General features: G+C 47.5%; 21 protein-coding genes. 7 read left to right on the forward strand and 14 right to left on the reverse strand.

The annotated features are described in order from the left end of the window. Positions 1-13: 13 nt before the first annotated feature. Positions 14-1,894, reverse strand: a complete 1,881-nt coding sequence (locus HC229_RS04125; RefSeq protein WP_408610249.1) for an Nramp family divalent metal transporter — start codon at positions 1,892-1,894, stop codon at positions 14-16. Positions 1,895-1,970: 76 nt separating this feature from the next. Between HC229_RS04125 and HC229_RS04130 the strand changes: the two genes are divergently transcribed. Together HC229_RS04130 and HC229_RS04135 are read left to right on the forward strand one after the other, a co-directional pair. Next, positions 1,971-4,220, forward strand: a complete 2,250-nt coding sequence (locus HC229_RS04130) for a TonB-dependent receptor (protein ID WP_191019198.1) — start codon at positions 1,971-1,973, stop codon at positions 4,218-4,220. Between the two features lie 106 nt (positions 4,221-4,326). Continuing rightward, positions 4,327-4,737 carry a BrxA/BrxB family bacilliredoxin gene (locus tag HC229_RS04135; RefSeq protein WP_191019199.1) on the forward strand — a complete coding sequence of 137 codons (411 nt, stop codon included), beginning with the start codon at positions 4,327-4,329 and terminating at the stop codon, positions 4,735-4,737. Between the two features lie 48 nt (positions 4,738-4,785). Here the strand turns inward: HC229_RS04135 and HC229_RS04140 are convergent, their stop codons facing one another. From HC229_RS04140 to HC229_RS04150, 3 genes are all read right to left on the reverse strand, one after another. Further along, positions 4,786-5,595, reverse strand: a complete 810-nt coding sequence (locus HC229_RS04140; protein ID WP_223845517.1) for an SDR family oxidoreductase — start codon at positions 5,593-5,595, stop codon at positions 4,786-4,788. 81 nt (positions 5,596-5,676) lie between these two features. Next, positions 5,677-8,106, reverse strand: a complete 2,430-nt coding sequence (locus HC229_RS04145; protein WP_223845518.1) for a M28 family peptidase — start codon at positions 8,104-8,106, stop codon at positions 5,677-5,679. 29 nt (positions 8,107-8,135) lie between these two features. After that, positions 8,136-8,483 (reverse strand): hypothetical protein, encoded by a 348-nt coding sequence (locus HC229_RS04150; RefSeq protein ID WP_191019201.1) that lies wholly within the window; start codon positions 8,481-8,483, stop codon positions 8,136-8,138. A 267-nt stretch (positions 8,484-8,750) separates the two neighbouring features. Here HC229_RS04150 and HC229_RS04155 point away from each other — a divergent pair, with 267 nt between their 5' ends. Then, complete coding sequence (locus HC229_RS04155; protein ID WP_191019202.1) at positions 8,751-9,092, forward strand: single-stranded DNA-binding protein; 342 nt, start codon at positions 8,751-8,753, stop codon at positions 9,090-9,092. On the opposite strand, the gene HC229_RS04160 is transcribed toward HC229_RS04155, so the two are convergent. The 7 genes from HC229_RS04160 to metG form a co-directional block, all read right to left on the reverse strand. Beyond that, positions 9,089-10,519, reverse strand: a complete 1,431-nt coding sequence (locus tag HC229_RS04160; protein ID WP_191019203.1) for a hypothetical protein — start codon at positions 10,517-10,519, stop codon at positions 9,089-9,091. The two genes, HC229_RS04155 and HC229_RS04160, sit on opposite strands and share 4 nt — an antisense overlap. A 37-nt stretch (positions 10,520-10,556) precedes the next feature. Then, entirely contained in the window at positions 10,557-10,757 is a 201-nt protein-coding gene (locus tag HC229_RS04165) for a hypothetical protein (protein ID WP_223845519.1), read from the reverse strand. Positions 10,758-10,794: 37 nt separating this feature from the next. Further along, the gene (locus HC229_RS04170) at positions 10,795-11,313 is read right to left on the reverse strand and encodes a ferritin (protein WP_191019204.1); all 519 of its coding nucleotides are present in this window, start codon (positions 11,311-11,313) and stop codon (positions 10,795-10,797) included. 84 nt (positions 11,314-11,397) lie between these two features. Next, positions 11,398-12,024 (reverse strand): CatA-like O-acetyltransferase, encoded by a 627-nt coding sequence (locus HC229_RS04175; RefSeq protein ID WP_191019205.1) that lies wholly within the window; start codon positions 12,022-12,024, stop codon positions 11,398-11,400. Beyond that, entirely contained in the window at positions 12,021-12,710 is a 690-nt protein-coding gene (locus tag HC229_RS04180; RefSeq protein WP_191019206.1) for an HAD family hydrolase, read from the reverse strand. The genes HC229_RS04175 and HC229_RS04180 overlap by 4 nt, the downstream gene beginning before the upstream one ends. Positions 12,711-12,714: 4 nt before the next feature. Then, on the reverse strand, positions 12,715-13,281 hold the full coding sequence (locus HC229_RS04185; protein ID WP_191019207.1) for a hypothetical protein: 567 nt from the start codon (positions 13,279-13,281) through the stop codon (positions 12,715-12,717). 9 nt (positions 13,282-13,290) lie between these two features. Then, positions 13,291-15,363 (reverse strand): methionine--tRNA ligase, encoded by a 2,073-nt coding sequence (gene metG / locus HC229_RS04190; RefSeq protein WP_191019208.1) that lies wholly within the window; start codon positions 15,361-15,363, stop codon positions 13,291-13,293. 435 nt (positions 15,364-15,798) lie between these two features. On the opposite strand from metG, the gene HC229_RS04195 reads away from it, so the two are divergent. The 3 genes from HC229_RS04195 (at position 15,799) to HC229_RS04205 (ending at position 19,467) form a co-directional block, all read left to right on the forward strand. After that, on the forward strand, positions 15,799-16,758 hold the full coding sequence (locus HC229_RS04195) for a S66 peptidase family protein (protein ID WP_191019209.1): 960 nt from the start codon (positions 15,799-15,801) through the stop codon (positions 16,756-16,758). Between the two features lie 62 nt (positions 16,759-16,820). Further along, positions 16,821-17,180, forward strand: coding sequence for a YraN family protein (locus HC229_RS04200; protein ID WP_191019210.1), 360 nt, complete (start codon positions 16,821-16,823; stop codon positions 17,178-17,180). A gap of 88 nt (positions 17,181-17,268) precedes the next feature. Next, complete coding sequence (locus tag HC229_RS04205) at positions 17,269-19,467, forward strand: M12 family metallo-peptidase (protein ID WP_191019211.1); 2,199 nt, start codon at positions 17,269-17,271, stop codon at positions 19,465-19,467. A 196-nt stretch (positions 19,468-19,663) separates the two neighbouring features. Here the strand turns inward: HC229_RS04205 and mfd are convergent, their stop codons facing one another. Together mfd and HC229_RS04215 are read right to left on the reverse strand one after the other, a co-directional pair. Further along, on the reverse strand, positions 19,664-22,978 hold the full coding sequence (gene mfd / locus HC229_RS04210; protein WP_408610253.1) for a transcription-repair coupling factor: 3,315 nt from the start codon (positions 22,976-22,978) through the stop codon (positions 19,664-19,666). A 58-nt stretch (positions 22,979-23,036) separates the two neighbouring features. Next, the gene (locus HC229_RS04215; RefSeq protein ID WP_191019213.1) at positions 23,037-23,711 is read right to left on the reverse strand and encodes a hypothetical protein; all 675 of its coding nucleotides are present in this window, start codon (positions 23,709-23,711) and stop codon (positions 23,037-23,039) included. 126 nt (positions 23,712-23,837) lie between these two features. On the opposite strand from HC229_RS04215, the gene HC229_RS04220 reads away from it, so the two are divergent. Beyond that, complete coding sequence (locus tag HC229_RS04220) at positions 23,838-24,788, forward strand: L-threonine 3-dehydrogenase (protein WP_191019214.1); 951 nt, start codon at positions 23,838-23,840, stop codon at positions 24,786-24,788. Between the two features lie 496 nt (positions 24,789-25,284). Here HC229_RS04220 and HC229_RS04225 read toward each other — a convergent pair whose 3' ends face one another. Further along, positions 25,285-25,770, reverse strand: coding sequence for a nuclear transport factor 2 family protein (locus HC229_RS04225; RefSeq protein WP_191019215.1), 486 nt, complete (start codon positions 25,768-25,770; stop codon positions 25,285-25,287). Positions 25,771-25,809 lie beyond the last annotated feature (39 nt).

A 25,809-nucleotide genomic window follows, 5' to 3' on the forward strand; every position in this document is an offset into this window, starting at 1 on the left:
GAACAAGGGCAACCTATTTCTTCACGATCACAATCGGAATCGAAACGCCGTGCCTCACTTTCCCAACCGTGGTTCCGAACAGCAAATCCTTGATGCCTGAATGGCCGTGGGTTCCCATGACCAAGACGTCGAAATGACCTTCGTTGACGATTTTCGGAATGCCTTTTCCCGGATTCCCGAATCCTAGCTTGGTTTTGATGCGATAGCCTTTTGCGGTCAGCAATTCGTCGTATTCCGCCAGCAATTTTTCGTCTACGGACGTTTCATGGTCGACGATTTCGTCACCGTACATGATCGCGCCGACGGTTTCCACGACGTGAATCAGCGTGTAGGTCGCGTCGGTTCCGCCAAGCGCAAACGCATTGTTGAGCGCGTTTTCATCAGCATCCGAAAAATCGACGGTAACGGCAATGTTCTTTTTTGCGGAGTCGCCCGTCCTGGCATATTTGAGCTTCAGGCTGTGAGGCGAATGGTTGAAAATGTGTTCTTTCGGCTTGATAACAAACGGTTTCACGATGATGAAGATCAGCAACGCCAAGAACCCGACAGCCAGCGGAACCACCGTCAGCCACAGCCAAACCGGGTTTTCTGACGCCTCGATCCAACCTTTTATCTCATCGTAAACGAGTTTTCCGTTGAGCGAAACGATGATAGAAGCGATGAGCCAGGCCGCTATTTGCGTTACGCGACTGATGTGAAACCCTTTCATTTTCGTCTTGTCGCTTACGAAGTGGATCAGCGGGATAATGGCGAAACCAAGTTGTAAACTCAAAACAACCTGGCTGAAAATCAGTAATTTACCGGTGACACTTTCCCCGAAGATCGAAATGGTGATCACTGCCGGCACGATCGCGATCAAACGCGTCAGAATTCGCCTAACCCATGGTTGAATGCGCAGGTTGAGATAGCCTTCCATTACGATTTGCCCTGCGAGCGTTCCTGTCACGGTCGAGCTTTGTCCGGCGGCAATCAGGGCCACGGCGAACAGGATGGCGGCCCATTTTGTCCCGAGCATAGGCGCCAGGAATTTATGCGCATCCTGGATTTCCGCGACTTCATACATGCCACTTTTATGGAACGTTGCAGCGGCGAGGATCAAAATCGCGGCGTTGACAAAAAACGCGAGGTTGAGTGCAATCGTCGAATCGATAAAATTGTATTTGAGAGCCTGTTTGACGCCTTCTTTGGTGCGGTCGAATTTGCGCGTCTGAACCAACGATGAATGCAGATAGAGATTGTGCGGCATCACGGTCGCGCCTATGATCCCAATGGCGATATACAAAGCGGCTTCTCCAGGCAACGAAGGCACGAGACCCGCGACGATTTTGTCGAGTTCAGGTTGGGCGAAAATCATCTCGCAAACAAACGAAATCCCAATGATCGCGACCAAAACGATAATAAAAGCTTCCATTTTCCGGATGCCTTTGTTGATCAGAAAAAGCAGGAGGAACGTATCCAGAACCGTGATGAATACGCCGTTCAGCAGCGAAATGTCGAACAAAAGATTCAGACCGATAGCCATGCCGAGCACTTCAGCAAGATCGCAGGCAGCGATGGCAATTTCAGCGAGAAAATAAAGGATGTAGTTGACAAAAGGCGAATAGGTTTCGCGCGAAGCCTGCGCCAGGTCGCGTTGGGTTACGATCCCGAGTCGGGCGCTGAGGCTTTGGAGCAGAAGCGCCATAATGTTGCTCATCAAAAGCACCCAGATAAGGGCGTAACCGAATTGGCTTCCGCCGGCGATATCGGTGGCCCAGTTTCCCGGATCCATATAGCCGACACTGATCAGGTAAGCGGGCCCCAAAAAGGCAAGGATTTTCCTAAAACCTTTGACTTTTCCCTGAGTCGCAACCGATTCGTGTACTTCTTCTAACGATTTTCCCTTCACCTTCACAAATTTAACCCAAATGTAAATTTTGTTTTTTGCCTGAGCAAATTTAATTTTTAGATTTGTCTAAATTTTAATTGTAATGAGGCTAAACCTTTTGTTCGGTATTTTTTTGTTGGCTCAAACCGTTTTTTCCCAGGACAGAACCATTTCCGGAAAGGTCAATCTCGACGGAAAACCTTTGATGGACGTCGTGGTTTCCGTACAAGGCAAGTCCGTAATGACCGATTCATTGGGAGTTTTCCAATTCGAAAATATCGCCTCCGGCAAGTATCGGGTGACGGCTTCCTTCGTCGGTATGCAATCCCAAACCAAATCCGTCGTCGTTTCTGACAATTCGGACGCATATGTCAATTTCAATCTCAAAGAAGATAATACGCTCAACGAAGTAGTCGTGACCGGAACGCTAAAAGCCGTTTCCCGTTCCGAAAGCCCTGTACCCGTAGAAAGCTACAAGCCGGCTTACTTCAGGAAGAATCCGACGCCCAATGTTTTTGAAGCGTTGCAGAACGTAAACGGCGTCCGGCCGCAACTGAATTGCAATATTTGCAACACTGGCGACATCCACATCAACGGTCTTGAAGGTCCGTACACACTGGTTTTAATAGACGGAATGCCCATCGTCAGCGGTTTGTCGACAGTTTACGGCTTGTCCGGAATCCCGAATTCCATTCTCGACCGCATCGAAGTCGTGAAAGGTCCGGCATCTTCACTTTACGGAAGCGAGGCCGTCGGCGGATTGATCAACATCATCACCAAAACGGCGCGCACCAGTCCTGCGTTTTACGCCGATGCGTTTACCACAAGTTGGGGCGAAACGAATGCCGATGCGAGTTTCAAATTTTCGGCATCCGAAAAGGCAAGCGCGCTTATCGGGATCAACTATTTTAATTACAGCAATCCGATAGACGAAAACGGCGACAATTTTACCGATGTCACCCTGCAAGACCGTGTTTCCGTTTTTCAAAAATGGAACTTTGAGCGCCCGGACAACAAGCTTTTTTCGGTCATGGGACGCTATTATTACGAAGATCGGTGGGGAGGTGAGATGCAATGGCGAAAGCGACACCGGGCCGGATCGGAAATTTACGGGGAAAGCATTTACACCAGCCGTTTCGAGATCGTCGGCGCTTACGAACTTCCGATAAAGGAAAAAATCTTGTTTCAATATTCGTATACCGATCACGACCAAAATGCGGCTTACGGCGCGACAAAATACCTCGCCCAACAACGCATAGGGTTCGCCCAACTCACTTGGGACAAGAAATTGAAAGGGCACGATTTGCTGTTCGGAACCGCTTTCCGATACCAGTATTACAACGACAATACGGCCGCGACCCGACATGCCGATCACATGAACATTCCCGGTATTTTCGCACAAGATGAAATTGCGATTGCCGATAAGCACAAATTGTTGATCGGCGCACGTTACGACTACAACAACCGCCACGGGTCGATTTTTACGCCACGAATTGCTTACAAATGGAGCCTGAAAGACGGGACGATCCTGCGCCTGAATTCCGGAACCGGTTTTCGCGTCGTCAATCTTTTTACCGAAGAGCATGCGGCACTTACCGGAAGCCGCGATGTGATCGTCGTCGGAGACCTGAAGCCGGAGCGCTCGTGGAACGCCAACCTGAACGTGATGCGCAAGTTTCGTTTCGAAAACGGAGGCGTGTTGCAGTTCGAAACTTCGGCTTGGTATACGTATTTTACAAACTCGATTTTGCCCGATTACGACGCGAATCCGAACCAGATCATTTACCGCAACCTCGACGGACACGCCGTGACGAAAGGCATTTCGACAAATTTCGACCTCGTGCTGCCGAATGGCCTGAAAGCTACGGTTGGCGCGACTTTTATGGATGTGACGCGAACCGAGAACGGCAATACCGTTAGGCAGGCGCTCACGGAACGATTTTCGGGGACGTGGGCGATTTCCTATCGGATTCCGGGAACGGATTTCGACATCGACTATACCGGAAACGTCTATGGCCCGATGCGATTGCCGTTGCTTGGGCCTCTCGACCCTCGGGACGAATACTCTCCGGTTTGGAGCATACAGAACATCCAGGTTACGTTGAAGCGTTTCCGCAATCTCGATATTTATTTTGGTGTAAAAAACCTGCTCGACTGGACGCCGGCTAAGAAAGCGCCTTTCCTGATTGCGAACGCCAACGATCCTTTTGACCAAAATGTGGAATACGACGGCGGCGGGAATGTGATTCCGACAGCGGCCAATCCGTATGCGCTGACGTTCGACCCGACTTACGTTTATGCACCGAATCAAGGTTTGCGCACGTTTTGCGGACTGCGCTATACCTTGGATTGAAGTATAGTCCGAAACTATCGGATTCATTGGTTTTTACAATAGGTTAAACCCGATTTGACTTTCCCATTTATCCGTATCTTTGCAACTTAACTTTAGCACTTTTGTTATGTATCCAGAAGAATTGGTAAAACCGATGCGCGACGAACTCGTATCCGCCGGTTTCCAGGAATTATATACTGCCGACGCCGTTGAATCTGCGTTATCACAAACGGGAACGACATTGGTTGTCGTGAATTCAGTTTGCGGTTGCGCCGCCAGAAACGCACGTCCGGGAGCAAAAATGAGTCTTGCCGGAGACAAAAAACCAGACCGTTTGGTTACGGTTTTCGCCGGAATGGAACGCGATGCAGTTGATGCCGCCCGCGAAAAAATGTTCCCTTTCCCGCCTTCATCGCCAAGTATGGCGTTGTTCAAAGACGGTGAGTTGGTGCATATGCTCGAGCGTCATCACATCGAAGGTCGCCCGGCTGAGTTGATTGCCGAAAACCTGAAGGACGCATACGACGAATTTTGTTAATGAAGTTACAGAAGTTGGAAGACCGCTATTTGGCGGTCTTTTTTTTGCTCACAGTTCCGGGTGCAGGAAGTTGTATTTGATGTAACGCAGCAATTTTCCTGTGCTCACGATTTTCCCGGACGATTGGTTCGTTTTGCTGAAATGCGGTGGCGGCAATTCCAAATCCTGCGCTTTCTCGCTGTAATATTCTTCTCTCGTAGGATGATAAGGCGCGACCGCGTTGAACACTTCTCCCCAGATCTTGTTCTCGATGATCTTCAGGATGATGCCGAGGCAATCTTCGCGATGGATGAGGTTGATGGGACCTTCCGGGTTTTCTATGTTCTCCTTTCCCGAAAGATGAAATACGGGATGGCGCTCATCGCCGATCAGTCCGCCAAAGCGTAAAACGGTAGTTTGGAAATGGGTGTCTTTCAACAAAATCTGCTCGGCTTCAAGCAACTGTTTTCCACTTTCGGTTGTAGGGGAAATCGTCATCTCCTCGGTCGCCAAGCCGCTTCCACGGCCGTAAACCGATGTCGAGCTCACCAACAATACGAACTTTATGCCAGCTTCCACGATATGGGGAACGAGATATCCGATCTTTGTCGCATACGAACCGTTTTCGGATTTTGCGTTGGGCGGGAAATCGATGATCAACGTAGAGGACGTGCCCAGGAACGCCGTTACATCGCCAAGGATTCCATCTGGTTCCAGTTTCAGTAGATGCGGTTCAATTCCCGACTGCGCCAGGGATTGGAGCTTTGAGTCGGACGTTGTCGATCCTTTGATATGAAAACCGCTTGCCGCCAAGGTCTTGGCCAGTGGTAGCCCTAGCCAGCCGCAGCCGAGTATGCTGATGTTGTTCTTCGTTGCCAAATCGCGCGTCTTTTTCGTTTCGTAAATCATTTCGTGACACAGTCCGCAAATTAGTAACGGACACCATTGGCTTTTCGTATATTAATTTTCAGGTTGGCTATTTGGAGCGGCGGGACTGTATTCGTTTTCCGAATCCATATCCGGAATGGTGTCGTTATCGGCCGATGGCAATTCGAAATTCCGGCGTGTCGGCAATGGAATTATCGTTTTTGGCGTTGGCGCAATTTTCTTTTTTATGCAAATCGCATCGGTAAGTACAAAAGGCGTCGGCATCATCCAATCGGCTCGCTTTTTCATGATGAACAACGGATTCGTCATCAAATCGAACGATGATTCGAGCAATTCCATATCGAGGTTCGTGCCTTTCGGAATACTGAATTGCAGCGTCAACGCTTCATTATCGACAACATAATAACTCACCAATTTCCTGCCTTTGCGCGGATAAGCCGATCCTTTTTGCCCTAACAGTCCTGCGCCGTTGGCCTTCAGGTTGTGCAACACCATATTCTCGTTGGCAAAAATATCGTAGCGGTTGACCGTTCGGGTAGGCGTGATTTTGATGGTCAGATGCCGTTGGTTCCCGATGACGGTATCCGTAAGAAAATCGACATACGGCTCGGGAATATCGCGCAACATGGCTTCGTACGTATAAGTAAAGGTAGAATTATATTTGCTGAAAAGCGGAATTTTGCTCAGCGAACTCCCGTCTTTAGGGTTTTCCGTAAGATAATTCCGCGTCCAGTCGTCGAGGTTCTTATCGTAGGTCGTCCAAACCGAACGGTCGGCATCGGCGTCATAGATATACAAAAGACTGTTCGGCTTGGCTTTACCCGGAGCGTATTCCGATTGGCTGTGCGCGCCCGCGAAACATCCGACAGAGGCGACGATGAACAAAGCCGACCACAGCCCTTTTTTAGGGAACGAAGCAAACAGCGGCAACAGCAATCCGAAGATCAATATTGTGAGTGCGGCACTTCCGTACAGAATTTTGAGCCCGAGTCCGATCGGGAACATAAGCACGAAAGGAACGTAAACGAAAAATGCGGGAATCGCGAAAATCATATTAAGTATCGGGCTCGAATGTTGGGTTGCGATATAAAATCCGAACATCAGCAAACTGAAGAAAACAGGAATGATAAAAAATCCCGCACCCGGCAGGAACGCCATAAGCCCTAAATTGATGAGCAGCCAGACCAGCAAAGGCGCAACGGTAAAATTGCCTATGGAATTTTCTGTTCCCGTCCTGGCGTACCACAAAAACGCGATCCCGAGGCTAAGCAACACAAACGCCGCAATATACCAGTGACCGTTGTAGGTAAAGCCCTGGAGAATGTCCGGATAATGAGGATAAAAAGCCAAAATCGTGCGCCAGCCGAAGAATCCGATGAGTCCCGAAGTGGCTAAGGCTCCGAAAAACAAGATAAAACCTTTGCCCATTTGTGCAGGCGAAAGCAGCCTTTTTCCCATTCCGACAAACACGAGGAACAGGAAAAACACGAATGCGATAGTGAGCAAACCGAAGTTCCACGAAAACGGATAGTGAAAAAACCCGATTGGCGTGTTGTAATATACCTGATCGTCGTCGGAATCGAGATTGTTGAGATCCGTATTCGAAAAATACTGGAGCAGCGGGACGAGATAACTGCCTTGGTGGGCGACGGTTTCCGGACTTAAATGGTTGAAATCGTCCTGGGCCGTGTGATAGTTGTAATGCCCGTCGATAAAGGCAAAATTAAAACCTTGGATTTTTCCCTGCTCTCGAAAAACGGTCAAGTCGGTGTCGTTCGGGAGCATTTTGTAAATGCTGTACATAAGCGAATTAGAGACGGGATAGGCTGCGCCCGCAGAGTCGAAACCTTCTACCATCGCGTCGTTGCCGTTGTTGACTTCCATGAGCATATAGCCGGGACCTTGGGTTCCGCGCGCTTCGAAATTGAGCGCAAGCCCGATTTGTTTCGCCCATTTACTTTGGGTAACGAAAAGCGCAGCACCATTCAAACCTAGTTCTTCCGCGTCCGTAAAGACGATGAAAATGTCATTTTTGTGCGCTGTCTTATTGTGCAGATAGGCGCGGACACTCTCCAATATTACTGCAAGGCCCGAAGCGTCGTCACCGGCCCCGTAAGAATATGAATGAGGAGCGCTGTCATAATGAGAGAGCAACAATAACGCTTTGCCGTTCGTTGTACCTTTTATCCGGGCAATGATGTTTTTTGATTTGACGAGATTTCCCCAATCGGTCAACGTGGTTCCTTGCTGGATTTCAGTTTCCAGTCCAAGCGCCTGCAGTTCCTTTTGCAAATAAGTTGAAACTGTTTCGTGGTTTTCCGAACCCACGTAATGAGGCTCTTTCGAAATCTCCTTGACGATCGCCATAGCACGTTTGGTCGAGAATTCCGATAGTGGCACGACTTCATCGGAGACGCTTCTAGGCATCTGGTCGAAGTACATCCAGCAAAGTATTCCGAACAGGAAAAGGACTGAAAGTAGCGAGGCGTAGGTTTTTTTCATGGTGGTAGATGGTTGCTGTTTGGTCGGGCTTACGTTTCCTTTCGGATAAGCCTAAAGTCATCACCGGAATGTTTGTGATAGCCGTGGTCGTAAAGGAAGTAATACGTCTTGCCCTTTTTTGTCGTTCGGATGCCCGTCACATACTCGAAATCGAAACCCATATTTACGAGTTCGGCACGCGAAGCCGTTGTTGCCCCGTTGGTGTTGAGTTGGGTAAGAATCCGGTAATTCCGGCGCAAAAGGTTGTTGATGTTGCGCATGAAGTTGTTGCTGTCCTTGTTGATTTTGTTGTTGAAGACGTTGCGGCAGCCATCGCTGCAAAATTTTTTGTCTTCGCGGCCCGACAATTTGTCTCCGCATTCTGCACAGTTTTTCATAAGGCGTGTAATTGGTTGGATGGATTCGATTCTGGCTTGATATTATACAAACGCTTGTCTTCCAAGGCGTATGCGTAATGTTGAGCTCTCCAAATATATGAAATTCTTACATTTTTATCCGACAACAAACGCTTACAAACGACAACAAACGTTTATAAACGACAGTAAATGTTTAACTACCGGATAAATTCCGGTGGCTTTTTCAAATTTGCCTCATCGATTTGCGGAAAAGATCCGCTTTCAAAACCATTTAAATTTTTACAAGCCATGAATTCACTACGCAACAAAGTACAGCTTATCGGCCATGTGGGCCAAGATCCTGAAATCAAGAATTACGAAAGCGACCGCAAAAAAGCAAATCTTAGCTTGGCCACTACGGAAGTTTATAGGAACGACCGAGGCGAGAAAGTGGAAGAAACCCAGTGGCATCGGGTAATTGCCTGGGGGAAGAACGCCGAAATCATTGAAAAGTACGTCAATAAAGGAAAAGAGATCGCCATTGAAGGCAAACTTATCTATCGTAATTACGACGACAAGAACGGAGACAAGAAATACATCACTGAAATTGTCGCGAGCGAGCTTCTATTGCTTGGTGGGAAAAGCGCCTAATTCCGGAACATCTCCTCAATTGGCGGTGCATCCTCAAATTTGCGAAGGATTACCGCCTTTTGCTTGGCGTCGTAGTAGGTCAGGATCTTAGCATCTACAAACGAGGTGAGGTAGTAATTTTGTACCGATTGATTTTGCGACATAAACTCGGAGAGGAAATCAACCGCAATCGGATCGAGATCTTTTTTGGTAAAATTGAAGCTGTCGTCAAAAAGCGATTCGAAATATATCGTTTGGACAATGCCTTGCCCTAACATGTCGCCGAAGTCGTAACCACCGCCGGCCGCGATTGCGCCAACGCCTAATGTCGCACCCAAAATGATGTTACCCGTATCCTGGATCTCTCTTACGCCACCGATGTTAAGTATGACACCCTGAGAGTTGGAGTAAGCGGAAATTCCAGGTCGTGCGCCTTCAAGTCGGGAAAAGAACTTTTTTGAAGACGAAAGTTCGAACGGTTTTTTGTTTCCGTTCTGGACAAGTAATGGTGAAGTGCGGAACGCAATATTACCGTCTGTCGAGACGCCGTAATTCTTAACAGATTTCGACAAGGAATCGAGTTGCTTGGCACCGACAACCATTTCGTTCCGACTAATGCGAACCTGGTAAAGAACAGCGTCGAGCAAAAACGAATTCGACCTGCTGGCGGCGACGACTTCGAGCGGAGGTTGTTGTGCCTTGTGTTCTTTGACAGTGCGGGTTTCGGTGGAAATCGAGAAAATTTGCGTGACGGATGGGTCGTGGTCGAGCGTAATGTAAACGGTTCCGTTTCGGGGATAAATTTTAATTGGGGCACTTGCCTGGCTCAGAGGAATGAAGCCGTCTTTCGGCACAAATTCGAATCCAAGAATTTGAAACGCTTCGACGAGCTTGAGCTTTTTACCTTTTCGGTCCTTGATATCAAAGCCTGCGAAATCAAACACATACTCCTGAGGATTTCCATTTCGGAAAGTGCGCAATTTTAGTTGTGGTTTTTCGTCATCGACAGTCAGGAAATGAAACGCCCCATCGTCATTGTAGGTTCCGATGAACGTTTCATTCTCGAAAGAAAAACTGAAGACATTCTTAGATGTAGTGCGGTTCGCAAAATCGAAAGAGGAAACATAAACTTTCGAAAAATCGCTCGATGACCAATAGAGATGCGAAGCACCTGTATCGCCAAGACTGGCTCCGGTCATTATGGCGTTCTCGTCAGGTGTCGTCGCTCTTAAGCTATCGCGAAAGAAAAGTGCGCTGTTGTATCGCAGGCAAACGACTTTTTGTTTATCCGAAGCAAAAGCCGAAAACGTTCCATCGGAATTTTGGGAAGCGAGAACCTGTCTGCGATCCCACGGCTTTTTGAGCTCCAATGGCGTAGAAGCGACCAAAGCCTGTCCATAGGAATGTGCAGTGAGAACGAGAATGAATGTCAACAACAATTTTTTCATATCCAAAATAAAAACCCTCCATTTCAGGAGGGTTATCTTATTTAGCAAGCCGCTTTTCAAGCAAGTCGAACATCGGACATCTGGCGCACCGCTTGTCTTCGCTTTTCTTGTATTTTTCGCAGCACTTGGTTTTGCAATTATCGGCGACTTTGAGTTTTTTGAGAAGTTTTTTATACTCCTTCTTTTTCTGGTCTTTTTCTTTCCCCTTCTTGCCCAAAGCCGTAACGTATTTTGGCAAATATAAATTGTTTTAAATCAAACCGAATCAACTTTAACTATTTGGCATTGTAGTTCAAAGCGTTCAGTACGGGAATTTGTTGGATGTCGCGATCAAACAGATACAATCCGCCCCTGTCGTCGCCAATCATGTAAATTTTGTCGAGAATGGTCTTGGCTTGCGCCTCCTCTTCAATTTGCTCGGCGACATACCACTGAAGGAAATTATGCGTCGCATAGTCTTTTTCACCCAATGTCTCGTGCACGAGATTGTTGATCGATTCCGATACGAAAACCTCGTGTTTGTAAAGCTCTTCAAACATTTCAACGAAATTGGTAAAAGTAGTTTTGGGCGCCTTGAGTTCGGTAATCTGTGCATGGCCGCCTCTCTCGTTGACATATCGCACCAATTTGAGCATATGGGTGCGTTCTTCGTCAGACTGTGTATACATGAATTGTGCGATACCATCCAAGCCGTGAGTATCGGCCCAGCACGCCATCGACAAATAGATCTGTGAGGATTCGGCTTCGATTTTTATCTGCTGGTTGAGCAGGTTTTCTATATTCTTCGTTAACATGATTTCTAGGATTTGAGTAAAGTTACGAAAACCCTTGCAAAATGGGAAGTGATGAGGCTTATACAGATTTAATCCCGATAAGGTTTATCCCATCAGGTCCTGAAAGCGTTGCACGAAAACAGAAAGATGATAACCGTCCATGAGCGCATGATGAACATGGACAGACATTGGCATCGAACGCCTTCCGGCAGCATCCACGGTCATTTTCCCAAATGAGATTTTCGGGCAACTGTCCGGGAAGTCGAAACTTCTCGCATGCGAAAGCGAGGTAAATTCCAGCCAAGGAATCGATGAGAAATGGATGAGATTGTCGTTAGGGAAGTCGCGCGTCATAAGTCCCGGCGTGTTTTGGACGCGATGGATTTCGACTTTCGCCTCTTTAGAAAAAAGCGCAATGTCTTCATAGAATTTAATCAGTGAAAAACCGAAAGTCGCATTCTCCCTTGCGATCGTGGCCGATGCGTCTATCCGATCGTGGATCACGACTTTGTCGTCGTCGATGCGATAACGAAACGGTTCCACATCGTTGACCGCGATCAACGTCTGATGCAGATAATAAATGAAAAAAGGAATATTGCCGGCCTTCGATTTTTCGTAAGCGGTGGTACAGTCGATCGCAACGGTCGCCCCAAAAAAGGGTTCGGAAAACTTTCGGAAAAAGTGGAAATGTTCTTTCCTGGGCCAACTTTCCAAATCAAGCAAGGTTCTCATAATCCGAAAATGGGCAAGATATCAGAAATTTTTTCGAGTGCCCGAAAATTTTCGTGTTTCACCTCGTGATCGATGCGTTCGTGTGCCCAGGTCGTGTGAAACGGAATGTGCGTCGCGTGTCCGCCAATGTTCAAAACCGGCAAAACATCCGATTTTAGCGAATTTCCGATCATGAAAAATTCTTCCGGCTTTACATCCAGGCGGCTCACCAAGTCAAGATAATCCTGTTCTTTTTTATCGCTCATGACCTCGATATGGTGAAAGTATTTGCCAAGACCCGAATTGTGAAGTTTGCGTCGCTGGTCGAGCAAGTCGCCTTTGGTTGCCACGACAAGTTTGTATTTTCCGAAAAGCGCCGTCAGCGTTTCATCGACGCCATCGAGAAGTTCAATCGGGCGTTGCAGCAATTCCTTCCCGAATTCCAGAATTTTTCCGACAGCTTCGACACTTATCGTGTTGTCCGAAATTTTAAGCGCCGCCTCGATCATCGACAGCGTATAGGCTTTAATACCGTATCCGTAAAGCCCCAGGTTGTCGATCTCGATTTTGAAAAGTTCCTGCGACAGACCTTGGCGCGAAAGGTAATCTTGCATTAACTCCAGAAATTTTTCCTCGGTTTCCACAAAATACGGTTCGTTGACGAACAAGGTATCGTCGGCGTCAAATGCAATTACTTTTATATTCATTTTGTCATGGATTCAATATTGTGACCGGCCCTTCATAATGTCCGGAAGCGGAATTCGTTTCGTCCGAGAACATAAAATTCATCAAATAGGAACCGCCCGATCGCGACAAGGCAATTTGTGCGTGATCCATATCGTTGGACGAAATCCTCTCGCCGATGGTTGGCACGCCTCCGGAAAAGGTGATGTCGTAATTCATAGACGCGTGGCCGATATAAGCCGAGTTATAGTCGAAATTCGGATCCTGGGACCAAAGCGTGTACGTGGTTTGCTGTACGGAACCCGGATGGCCGGCATCGGTGTAAAGATTGAAGTCGACCAACTGGTGGATGTCGTCACTTAAAATTAGCTCGCCATTTTCGTAGGAAACCGTCCCGTCGGTCAGGACGATGTAAAACCTTCTCGGATCGATTTGCGGATCGAATCCGTCAGATGGCGCGATCATATACGCTTTGGGAATCGATCTGGCGACACCGTTCATCATAAACCGGTTGGCAGCGGAGTTCGAGTTGTCGTCATCCGAAGAACACGAAACCGCTAGAATGAGTGCAAAGAGCAACGCAATTTTTTTCATGTCGATATTTTAGTTGATTGTCTCTCCATTTACAACGCCTTCCGTGTCCGGATTGACGAAAACCAGTTTTCCCTCTGCGTTGTTGGTCATCAGGATCATGCCCTGTGATTCTACGCCACGCAACGCCCTCGCCGCCAAATTGGCCAAAACCGTGACGCGTTTGCCTATGATTTCTTCGGGAGAAAAACTCTCGGCAATTCCTGAAACGATGGTTCTCACGTCTATTCCCGTGTCGACTTTCAGGATAAGGAGTTTGTTTGCTTTAGGCATTTTTTCGGCTTCGATGATGGTACCGACGCGCAAATCCATCTTCGCAAAATCTTCGTATTGGATCACATCTTTTTGGGCTTCCACTTTTTTATTTTCGATTTTGTTGGCCGATTTCGTGGCTTCGAGTTTGTCGATTTGTTTTTGGATGGCTTCGTCTTCGATCTTCGAGAAAAGCAATTCGGCTTGACCGATTTGGGTTCCCGGCGATAGGATCGTCTGCGGTTTAGCCACCTCGTCCCAATCGTTTACCGCTTCAGGCGAAGGGTGAATTTCCAGCATTTTCTTGAGTTTATCTGACGTAAATGGCAAAAATGGTTCGGAAAGAATTGCGATGGCGGTGGCGATCTGAAGCGCGACGAACATTTGGGTCTTGACCCTTTCCGGATTTTCCTTAATGAGTTTCCAAGGCTCCTCGTCGGCCAGATATTTATTGCCGAGACGCGCCACGTTCATCAATTCGCCAAGCGCCTCCCGGAAACGATAGCGTTCTACCGAACTTGAAATCACGGCAGGATATGCCCGCATTTCGGTTAGCGTTTGTTCGTCGATTTCGGCAAATTCGCCAGGCTCGGGAACGAGGCCTTCGTAATATTTATTGGTCAGTACGACAACACGGTTGATGAAATTGCCCAGAACGGCCACCAATTCGTTGTTGTTGCCCGCCTGAAAATCCTTCCACGTAAAATCGTTGTCTTTCGTCTCAGGTGCATTCGACGTCAACGCATAGCGCAAAACGTCCTGTTGGTTCGGGAAGTCTTCGAGATATTCGTGCAGCCAGACCGCCCAGTTTTTGGACGTCGACAATTTATTCCCTTCGAGATTCAGGAACTCGTTCGCCGGAACGTTGTCTGGCAAAATATAGCTTCCCTCGGCTTTTAGCATCGCCGGGAAAATCACGCAGTGGAACACGATGTTGTCCTTTCCGATAAAATGCACGAGTTTCGTATCGGCATCCTTCCAATAGGGCTCCCAGTTTTTGCCTTCGCGCTCGGCCCATTCCTTTGTAGACGAAATATACCCGATAGGGGCGTCGAACCAAACGTAAAGCACTTTTCCTTCGGCACCCTCAACCGGAACCGGGATTCCCCAATCGAGGTCACGCGTTACCGCACGCGGTTTCAAACCATCGTCAAGCCACGATTTCACTTGTCCGAGTACGTTTTTCTTCCAATCCTTTGCGTGATCTTCCAAAATCCATTTGTTGAGAAACGCATCATATTGGTCAAGTGGCAAAAACCAATGCGTCGTTTTTTTCAACACCGGCACATCGCCCGTGATCGTCGACTTCGGGTTGATCAAATCGGTAGCGTTCAACGACGTACCGCAGTTTTCGCATTGGTCGCCATAAGCATTTTCGTTTCCGCATTTCGGACACGTTCCTGTAACGAAACGATCTGCCAGGAATTGGCCAGCCTTGGCGTCGTAAAGCTGCTCGGTTTCTTCTTCAATGAATTTCCCGTCTTCGTAAAGCTTTTTAAAGAACTCCGACGCCGTGTCGTAATGCACTTTTCTCGAGGTACGCGAATAATTGTCGAACGAAATCCCAAAATCCACGAACGACTTACGGATAATTCCGTCGTATTTGTCGATCACTTCCTGTGGCGTCAGACCTTCTTTACGCGCCTTCATCGGGATGGCCACGCCGTGTTCGTCGCTCCCGCAAATAAAAGCGACATCCTTTCCCTGGATTCTCTGGTAGCGCGCGTAGATGTCACTGGGAACGTAAACGCCCGCCAAATGCCCAATGTGGATAGGACCGTTAGTATACGGCAAAGCGGCCGTTATCGTATATCGTTTTGGATTCTGGTTCATAATGGAATAAATGTGCGCAAAAATACACATAAAGTTCGGAAGAATACACTGTGTTTTTAGTAGCCATATCCGGCTGTCCGCTATTAGCTTTCTTGAAAAAGCCAGGATTTGCCCAGGGCGAGGCTGGCTCCCTTCGGTTGCCGCCTCGCCCTGACAAAACCAAGGCTTTTTCGGCAAAAGGCTAGCCGCTTCCATCCGGGCTAAAGAGGTCGTTTCTGAAAGAAGTTTCCGACTGAAAGTCGAACGGCTGACTCATTAAAAACCTATCAGGATTTGGATTTGCCAGACCTAACAAATCTGCGAGATTTGTTAGGTCTGCAAGTTCGGGTTTCCAAAATCGATATCGTTACAGAAAATCTGCCTATTTTGTTAAAACCATCTGTAAAACCGACACAAATCGTTGCCCAATTCCGCTTCCCTATTATCTTTGGAAACATGAGAATATTTCTGCTTCTGCTGCTTACCGCAACCCAATTTTCATTCGCCCAGGCGCGAAAAACAATCGCTCCGCCCGCGCTCAAAAAAGGGGATACCATCGCAATCATCGCCACAGCCCGAAAGGTAGAAGCGGCAAGCCTTCAACCTGCTGTCGAACTTTTCAAAAGCTGGGGATTGAACGTAATAATGGGAAAGTCCATAGGGAAAAGCGATAACCAACTCGCCGGGCCAGACTGGCAGCGCGCCACAGACTTGCAGGAAATGCTGGACAACCCTTCGGTCAAGGCCATTGTAGGCGCAAAAGGCGGATACGGTACCGTGCGGATCATCGACCGCGTAACGTTCGAAAAATTCAAGATCAAACCAAAATGGATCGTCGGATTCAGTGATATGACCGTATTGCACAGCCATATGAACACGCTAGGCTATCAAACCATACACGGCTTGGTTGGTGTAAGTGCAAAAAACGCCACGCAAGACGCAAAGGAATCGCTGAAAAAAGCGCTGTTCGGGCAAAAGCCGCAGTACGATCTTCCGGCCCACGCGTTCAACAGGAAAGGCAAGGCAAAAGCCGAATTGGTCGGAGGGAACCTCTCCGTACTTTACAGCGTCCTCGGCTCCAAATCAGAAGCCGATGTCAAAGGGAAAATACTGTTTATCGAAGACCTCGACGAGTACCTCTACCACATAGACCGCATGCTTTTCAACCTCAAGCGCAACAATTATTTCGACCATGTAAAAGGTGTGATCATTGGTGGAATGACCGAGATGAACGACAACGACATTCCATGGGGAAAAAACGCCCAGGAAATTGTCCGTGAACTGTTTAAAGAGTATGATTTTCCAGTGATTTACAACTTTCCTGCCGGCCACATCCGGGACAATCGCGCGCTGATCTTGGGTGCTTCGATTACTATGGAAGTCAACGATTCGGGCTCGACCGTACGATTCGAATAAATTTTAACAAAAACGGCAGAAAATCCTCAACTCCGACTTACACGGCTTGCCTAATTTAGCGCATGGCCACTCATAACGACTTGGGAAAACATGGCGAAAAGCTCGCCGTCGCGTACCTGAAGAAATTGGGACACGAAATCCTACAGACGAATTATGTATCGGGCAAGGCCGAAATCGACATCATTTCGCGCGTCGGAAACTATTTGTGTGTCGTCGAGGTCAAGACGCGATCGTCAGGAGTTTTCGGGCTTCCGCAGGAATTTGTCAGCGCTAAAAAAATCCGGCTGCTGCAAAACGCCGTAAATGAGTTTGTCGAACGCTATGACGTTGATTGTGAGGTGCGATTCGACATTGTCGCGCTCATCAAAAAAGGTAGTGGATTCGAGATAGAATACCTGCCAAACGCATTCTATTATTTCTGAAAAATTAACATATATGCACAGGATAAAACGAATTTAAATAATTTATTTGATTTACATTTGCGCACTTTGACTTCTACAACTATATAAAATGAAAAAAATTCTTACTCTTTTTGTCTGTTTTTTGACGATTAGCATGTTGGGACAGCAAAAAATTGCCGAAAGGGTTGCTGAGCTAAAAGATGCTAAAACGAATTTCAGGCAATTTTCCGTTTTGGATGCTTCTTCGGAAATACCCGCGGGTGAAATCGCGCAGGTTGTCGAAAAGGCGAGTTTTGCCAGATTGAGAACAGCCGATGTAAATGCGATTGCCAATTCAAAGCCGGACGCTATCGAAGTTGCCGTTCCTTATCTAGGCAACCAACTTATCGTCGAGCTTTTCAAAGTAGACCTTTTCAACGAATCGTTTCATATCGATACGGATAAACAGAAGAATATCGCATACGAGAAAGGCGCTTATTACCGCGGTATCGTTAAAGGAGACAACGGGTCACTCGTGTCGATGAACTTTTTCAACGGAGAAATGAGCGGTGTGATTTCGGGTGATGACATCGGGAACGTCGTTGTCGGAAGATTGCAAAAAGCGGGCAACGTCGAAAATTATATCATCTATAGCGATGCCGACCTGAAAATCAACAATCCGTTTAGCTGCGGCATGAAAGAAGACGGGACCAGCGAGATCAAGCCCAATGAAGACGGAAGTACCGATCGCGCGGTGTTGAGTACGCGTTGTGTTTCGGTTTACTTTGAGATCGACAATGTCATATATGTCCAGAACAACAGCAATACCACGACTGTCGGCAATTGGATGACCGGCGTTTTTAACAACGTGGCCACTCTTTACAGCAACGCCAACATAAGTGTCGGGTTGAAAAGTACTTTCATCTGGACGACGCCTGATCCTTATTCTGGGGAATCCTCGGGAGACTATCTGAACCAGTTCAACGAATTGCGACCTGTTTTCGATGGTGACATTGGAATGCTTGTAGGAATCGACGCCGGAGGATTGGGTGGTGTTGCCGCGACTATCGATGGTTTGTGTTCGTCTAGCAACTACAGTTATTCGGACGTAGATTTGAGTTATTCTTCGGTTCCGACCTATTCCTGGACGGTAATGGTCGTAACCCACGAAATGGGCCACCTGCTAGGATCGCCTCACACCCATGCTTGTGCGTGGAATGGGAACAACACGCCGATTGACAACTGCGCCCCGTCTGCTTTGGGTGGAGGAGAAGGGAGCAACTGTATGAGTTCGCCTCCTATTATTCCGTCGTCTGCGGTAAGGGGAACCATCATGAGTTATTGCCATCTTGTTCCGGGAGTCGGAATCAGTTTCAACAACGGGTTCGGGCCACAACCCGCCCAGCGCATCCTGCAAAACGTCAATTCGTCTTCTTGCCTGAGCACGGACTGCGTCAATACCTGTATCAACCTTATTGCGGAAATTCAGGCAGAAAACGTAACCACGAACGCGGCCACTATAACATGGGATGAAACGGGCTCGGCAAGCGCCTGGCAGATTCTCGTCAACTTATTCCCGTCGACTATCGGATTTTACCAAAACGCGCAAAACCCGACTTACAACGCAGCCAACCTACAACCTAACACGTTCTACAAAGCCAGGATCCGTCCAGCTTGCCAAACCGGCGTGATATCTTCGGTTCGTCAAGCGATTTTCGCAACGGCGGCAGATTGGTGTAGTGGTGTTACCATTACCGACACGGGAGGCGCTAACGGAGATTATACGAACGAAGAAAGCTACGTTCGCGTTTTGATCCCGACGCAACCTAACAAGCGAATCGAACTTGCCTTGACGCAGTTTGACCTAGAAACCGATTTCGATTTCCTTTATATCTACGACGGAGCTTCGACTTCGGCGACTGATTTGTCAGGAGGCGGACTTACCGGGGCTAACCTGGAAGCGCCATTCCCAACGTACACGTCTTCGTCTCCTGATGGAGCGTTGACCATCCGCTTTTTCTCTGATCAGGGAGTTACCGAGGGCGGGTATGCAGCGACGATCAGTTGTGAAGGTATGTTGGGTGTGAACAACAATCAGAATATCGATTTTACGTACTATCCGAACCCTGCCAAAGACGCTGTCAACATCGTTTCGAAAACTGAGATCACAAGCATTGAAGTTTACAATGTGACGGGACAGTTGCTGTACGCGACAAAAGCGAATACGCTTGAGACTAAAGTTGACATTTCGGCTTACTCCACCGGGACGTATTTCTTTAAACTGAAGTTTGGCGAATACGCTGCTAACTTCAAGATCATGAAATTCTAAGTTACACTGGATATTTAAAAAGCCCTTTCGGAAACGGAAGGGCTTTTTTTGTTGGTTTTATTTTGGTTTCAGTCTAGACCCTAGACCTTAGAGGTTTTGAACCCGAGGCGTAGCCGAACTGTATGGAGCGAAGCGCAATAAAACCTTTAAGGTCTGTAAAAGCATAGGATCGGTTTTTACATCGAAAGGTCAAAAATCAACCTAAAGAAACGATGCGCTGCATCAAATCCAATGCCTTGCTCACCGACCTTACATCTTCAAAAGTGAGTAGCAGTTTCAATCCGCTTGTGGTCTGTTTTTCCTTGATGCGCGCAATATTTGGATTTTTCTGTATGAATTGGATCACGCTGTCGAATTGTTTCGTCTGGAAGAAATCCGAATGATGGTCCGAAATGAAATAACCGATCATCTTGCCTTGTTTCATCACCAGTTTTTCAATTCCGATCTTGGCCGCAATCCACTTGATACGCAAACTGTTCAAAAGCGACTGCGCCTGCTTCGGCAAAGGCCCGAATCGATCGACAAGACGTTTTTCGTAAAGGAACAGCGCCTCTTCGTCCTTTATGAGGCTCAATTCGTTATAGAGGTTCAGGCGTTCCGAGACCGTATTGATGTATTCGTCCGGAAACAGCAGTTCAAAATCAGAATCGATTTGGATTTCCTTGACATATTCCTTCTCTTTTTCGCCTTCGATCTCGCGGTACAAATCCTTGAATTCGTTTTCTTTCAGCTCTTCGATCGCCTCGCTCATGATCTTTTGGTAGGTTTCAAAGCCGATATCGTTGATGAATCCGCTTTGTTCGGCTCCAAGCAAATCGCCGGCACCGCGAATTTCGAGATCTTTCATCGCAATGTTGAAGCCGCTTCCCAAATCAGAAAATTGGGCAAGGGCGTGAATTCGTTTTCTCGCGTCTTCGGTCATGGCCGAAAACGGAGGTGTGATGAAGTAACAGAACGCTTTTTTGTTGCTGCGTCCGACACGACCGCGCATCTGGTGCAAATCTGACAACCCGAAATTATTGGCGTTATTGATGAAAATCGTATTGGCGTTCGGCACGTCGAGCCCGCTTTCGATGATGGTCGTGGCCACCAGGACATCGAATTCCCCGTTCATGAACGACAGCATCAGTTCTTCGAGTTTTTTGCCGTCCATTTGACCGTGTCCGACGCCTATCCTCGCATTCGGGACAAGGCGCTGCAACATCCCGGCGACTTCGCGAATATTCTCGATTCGGTTGTGGATAAAGAAAACCTGTCCGTTTCTCTGGATTTCGTACGACACCGCATCGCGAATCGTCTCCTCGTTGAATCCGACGATGTGCGTTTCTATCGGATAGCGGTTCGGCGGAGGTGTCGTAATCACCGACAAATCGCGAGCGGCCATCAACGAGAATTGCAATGTCCGTGGAATAGGCGTGGCCGTCAAAGTCAATGTGTCGATATTGGCGCCCAACGTTTTTAGTTTGTCCTTGACGTTCACACCGAATTTTTGCTCTTCGTCCACAATCAATAATCCCAAATCCTTGAATTTGACGTTTTTGCTCACCAATTGATGAGTGCCGATGACGATGTCGAGTTTTCCGTCGGCGAGTTGGGAGAGCGTTTCCGATTTTTGTTTGGCCGTCCGGAAACGGTTCAGATAGCCAACCGAAACCGGCATTTCTTTCAAGCGTTCCGAAAACGTGCGGTAATGCTGATATGCCAAAATCGTCGTCGGCACCAGAATAGCGACTTGCTTTCCATTGTCGATCGCCTTGAACGCCGCGCGAATGGCTACTTCGGTCTTCCCGAATCCGACATCGCCGCAAATCAAACGGTCCATCGGACGGTCACTTTCCATATCTGCCTTGACGTCTTGCGTCGCCTTGGTTTGATCGGGCGTGTCCTCGTAAATGAACGAAGATTCGAGCTCGAGCTGCAGGTAACTGTCCGGACCGAATTGGAATCCCTTTTCCAAACGTCGCTTGGCGTAGACCTGGATCAGGTTGAAAGCAATGTGCTTGACACGCGCCTTGGTTTTATTTTTCAGGGTTTTCCACGCAGCCGATCCGAGTTTGTAAATCTTCGGAGGCGCACCGTCTTTCCCGTTGTATTTCGAAATTTTATGAAGTGAGTGGATACTTACATAAACGATGTCGTTGTCGGCATACACCAATTTTATCGCTTCCTGGGTCTTGCCTTCGACCTGGATTTTTTGCAACCCGCCGAATTTCCCGATGCCGTGGTCGATATGCGTCACATAATCGCCAACAGACAACGTGTTGAGTTCCTTAAGCGTGATCGTTTGCTTTTTGGAATATCCGTTTTTGATGCTGAATTTGTGGTAGCGCTCGAAAATCTGGTGATCGGTATAACAGGCGACCTGCAACTCTTCATCGATGAACCCTTGGTAAAGCGGCGTGACAATGGTTTCATATTGCTTCCGGACGTCCTCGTGGTTGGCTTCATCCAACGATTCGAAAATGTCGTGGAAGCGTTTGGCCTGGGCGTCATTAGAGGAAAAAAGGTAATTGCGAATTCCGTTCGAATGGTTGTCACCGAGATTGTTCAGAAGCAAATCGAACTGTTTGTTGAATGCCGGTTGCGGCTTAGTGTGGAACTCAAAGGTGTGATGAGGCTCGAACATGCTGTCGTTCCCGATTTCGATAACGGAAAACAACTCCGCCCGTTTCTTGAACGCCGCCGAGTTGACGAACAATTGTTCGGGTTCTACGTGTTTGATCGTCGAATCGAGTTTTTGGAACGTGTCCTCGGCCGTCTGGAAAATCCTGTCGAGTTTGGACAGCACGATTTCCGAATCCTGGACGAGCATTATCGTTTTGTCGTTGATGTAGTCGAGAAAACTCTCGCGGCTTTCGGCAAAAAACTTATTTTCTACGTTCGGGATAATCGTGATCTTTTTCTTTTTTTCGATCGAAAGCTGCGTCTCCACGTCAAAGCTCCGGATCGATTCCACTTCATTGCCAAAAAACTCAATGCGGTAGGGATTGTCGTTCGAAAACGAAAATACGTCGATGATGCCGCCACGAACCGAAAACTCTCCGGGTTCGGTGATGAAGTCCACGCGACGAAATTCATATTCGTGCAAAACTTCGTTGATGAAGTCGATCGAAATCTTATCGCCAACCGCGACTTTAAGCGTGTGTTTGTCCAATTGCTGCCGTGTCACAACCTTTTCAGACAACGCCTCGGCATAACTCACGATGAGTGCCAGACGCTTTCGCGAATTGATGCGGTTGAGCACTTCTGCGCGGAGCAGGACGTTGGCATTGTCCGTGTCTTCAATTTGGTACGGGCGACGGTAAGAGCCGGGATAAAACAAAACATCTTCCTCTCCCACCAATTGCTCGAGGTCGTTGAGGTAATAAGCGGCTTCTTCCTTGTCGGACAACACGACCAAAAACGGTAATTCCGACTGCTTGAACAGCGAACGGACCACGAATGAAAATGACGATCCGACCAATCCTCGCAGTTGCAGCTTTTGCCCCTTTGTTTCGAGGTTCTGCGCGATGCGGGTAAGTTTTGGCGAAGAATCGTATTTGTTGAGTAACGCCGACTTGCTCAATTGCTTATTTTATTTTTTTGTCCCTGCCGAAGAGACCGGAGCCCGGTTTCGGCAAAGTCGGTTTAGGTTGCTGTTGTTGGCCGCCGGAGGTGACGTCTTCCGGGTTGAAGCCTTTGTTGGGGATTGCGCGTGCGGTGTCGAGCATCCGGATCATATCGCCTTCGCCTTGCTCTTTCGGAATTGCCGATTTGCGGTCGATTTCGTCAAGTTGCGTCTGCAAGCCTTGTAATTCTACATTGATGTCGTTTACCAATGCGATCACTTTTTCGGCCGGAATCTGGTCGAGGTGAATGAACAGGTTTATCGAATTGATCTTTGTCGTTAAAACTGCAATTCTGGCCTTGACCTGAGGTTTGTTGTAATTTGACGGAATATTGTTCGGAAGTTCGAGTACGCGATCGGACAAGATTTTTGCTTTTTTCTGGAAAGCCGAAATGCTGCTTTGCGGCTTTTGCGACATTTCGCGTAAAAGGTTGCGCCATGCGGGCCAGGTTGCGATGAGTTTCTCGGACGATGAATTCGACGGATTGGCATTGAAACGCCAGCTTTCGCTGATACTTTCGAACACTTTTTCCTTTTTCTTCTGGTCCTTTACTTGTTCAGCCGCGCGCTTGTCTTCGTCAGTACACGAAATCAGCAGGAATCCGATAAGAAAAACGCTTAAAAGACACTTGGCCATAGAGCAAAAATTAGGAGTACAAATGTAATGAGCAACAGCCAATTCGGCACAACCAATTAGGAATTATTAACGAATCGGTAACCGAACGCATCCAAAACGTATATTTGTGCAAAATACAACACAACTATGCCCAAAATTTTGATAATCGGCGCTTGCGGACAAATTGGCACCGAACTTACGCACAAGCTTCGCGAAAAGTACGGAGTCGACAACGTCGTCGCTTCGGACATCAGGAAACTCAATAACGATGTCGTCAACGACGGGATTTTCGAAGTGATCAATGCCTTGGATTTTAATCAGATCGAAAGTATTGTTGAAAAATACCATATAGAAGAAGTGTATCTCATGGCAGCGTTATTGTCGGCAACGGCAGAGAAAAACCCTGCGTTTGCCTGGGATCTCAATATGAACTCGCTTTTCCATGTCCTCAACCTTGCAAAATCAGGCAAAATCAAAAAGATTTTCTGGCCGTCGAGCATCGCGGTTTTCGGTCCGACGACACCAAAAAACAATACGCCTCAATACACCGTTATGGAGCCGTCTACGGTTTATGGGATTTCAAAACAATGCGGTGAGCGTTGGTGCGAATATTACCATAATATTTATGGCGTCGATGTGAGAAGCATCCGCTATCCGGGCTTGATTTCGTGGTCTACTCCCGCAGGTGGCGGAACGACTGATTACGCAGTTGATATTTACCACAAGGCCTTGACCGATGGCAATTACGAATGCTTCCTAAGAGAAGATACGCGCATGCCGATGATGTACATGGACGACGCGATCCGGGCGACGATCGGCATAATGGAAGCTCCGGCTGAACAAATAAAGATCCATTCGTCTTACAATCTTTCTGCCATCGATTTTACGCCTGCCGAAATCGCGACCGAGATCAAAAAGCATTTGCCTGATTTCGAAATTACCTACAATCCTGATTTCCGCCAAAAAATCGCCGACAGTTGGCCATCAAGCATTGACGATTCATCGGCTCGTAAAGATTGGGGCTGGAAGCATGAATTCGATATGGGCAACATGACGGCGGATATGCTGTTGCATTTGAAGGAAACGTACGGAAAATAGTTATTCTGTTTACTCGTTGATCGATAAAGCTTAAAAGATCATTGCTACAACCGTTAAGGGCATTTAGTTCATTACATACTCTTAATGAACTAAATGCGCTTCGGTTTAAATTTTACAGTCGTATGTAATGCGATAATTTATTTTCGGATGGTAAAAAAGCCGCCACCACCCACCCATAAAAATATCAAAATCGGACATTCGCCAAGTACGTAAAAACTGTACAAAATCTTAAAATACGTTGCTCGAATCCACACCCGCTAAAGTCAACCTGTACCGGTAAACAAAATGCCCCATCAGCATCGATAATGTCATAAAATGTACACTCTGCCATCGGATCCTCTCGCCAATGCGGACATACTTCGGCAATCAAATAGAATCCAATAGCACGGTTCCACCATCGTAAACCCGTTTCCCGACGACACAGTATCGCGCTCTCGCTTAGGAAGGCATCTATCGCTTTTTTGAATGATTTTCAAACTTCTCCAGAAACCGTCAACTATTTTTTCGACTTGACGTTTTGGAGATAAGCATCTTCGATTTTCTGCTTGGCCGCAACAACTTCCTCCAAATTATCATTAGGAACCGTCATCGACAACACGTAATGCGCGATTTTCCACTTCCCGTCTTCCTTGCGTAAAACGCCCGAGCCGCGACACAACTTCATTTGCGTGTCAAGCAATTCGTCGAACCACGCAAATTTGCCATCCGCGCTGATAAAGATATTGCGCTCCACCGCTTTAAAGTTCCACGTCGTACCCTTGTCGAAATATGGTTTCGCCCACGCTTTGAAGGCATCCACCTTCCAGTTTTCGGCGGCATCGGTCCCGATATAGACCGCATCTTTGGTAAATGCTCCAAAATAAGCGTCAAATTTGACATCGGCGGCAGCCTTGTGCCAGTCGTTGAGCAGTTTCTCGATTTCAGGTTTTTGGGCTTTGGCCGAGAAAACAAGAGAAAGCAGCAAAATGGAAATGTATTTCATGATCGAAGTTTTGCTAAATGTACAAATAAAAAACTCCCG

The sequence above is a fragment of the Flavobacterium selenitireducens genome, from assembly GCF_014748335.1.
In the GTDB taxonomy this organism is placed as follows: domain Bacteria; phylum Bacteroidota; class Bacteroidia; order Flavobacteriales; family Flavobacteriaceae; genus Flavobacterium; species Flavobacterium selenitireducens.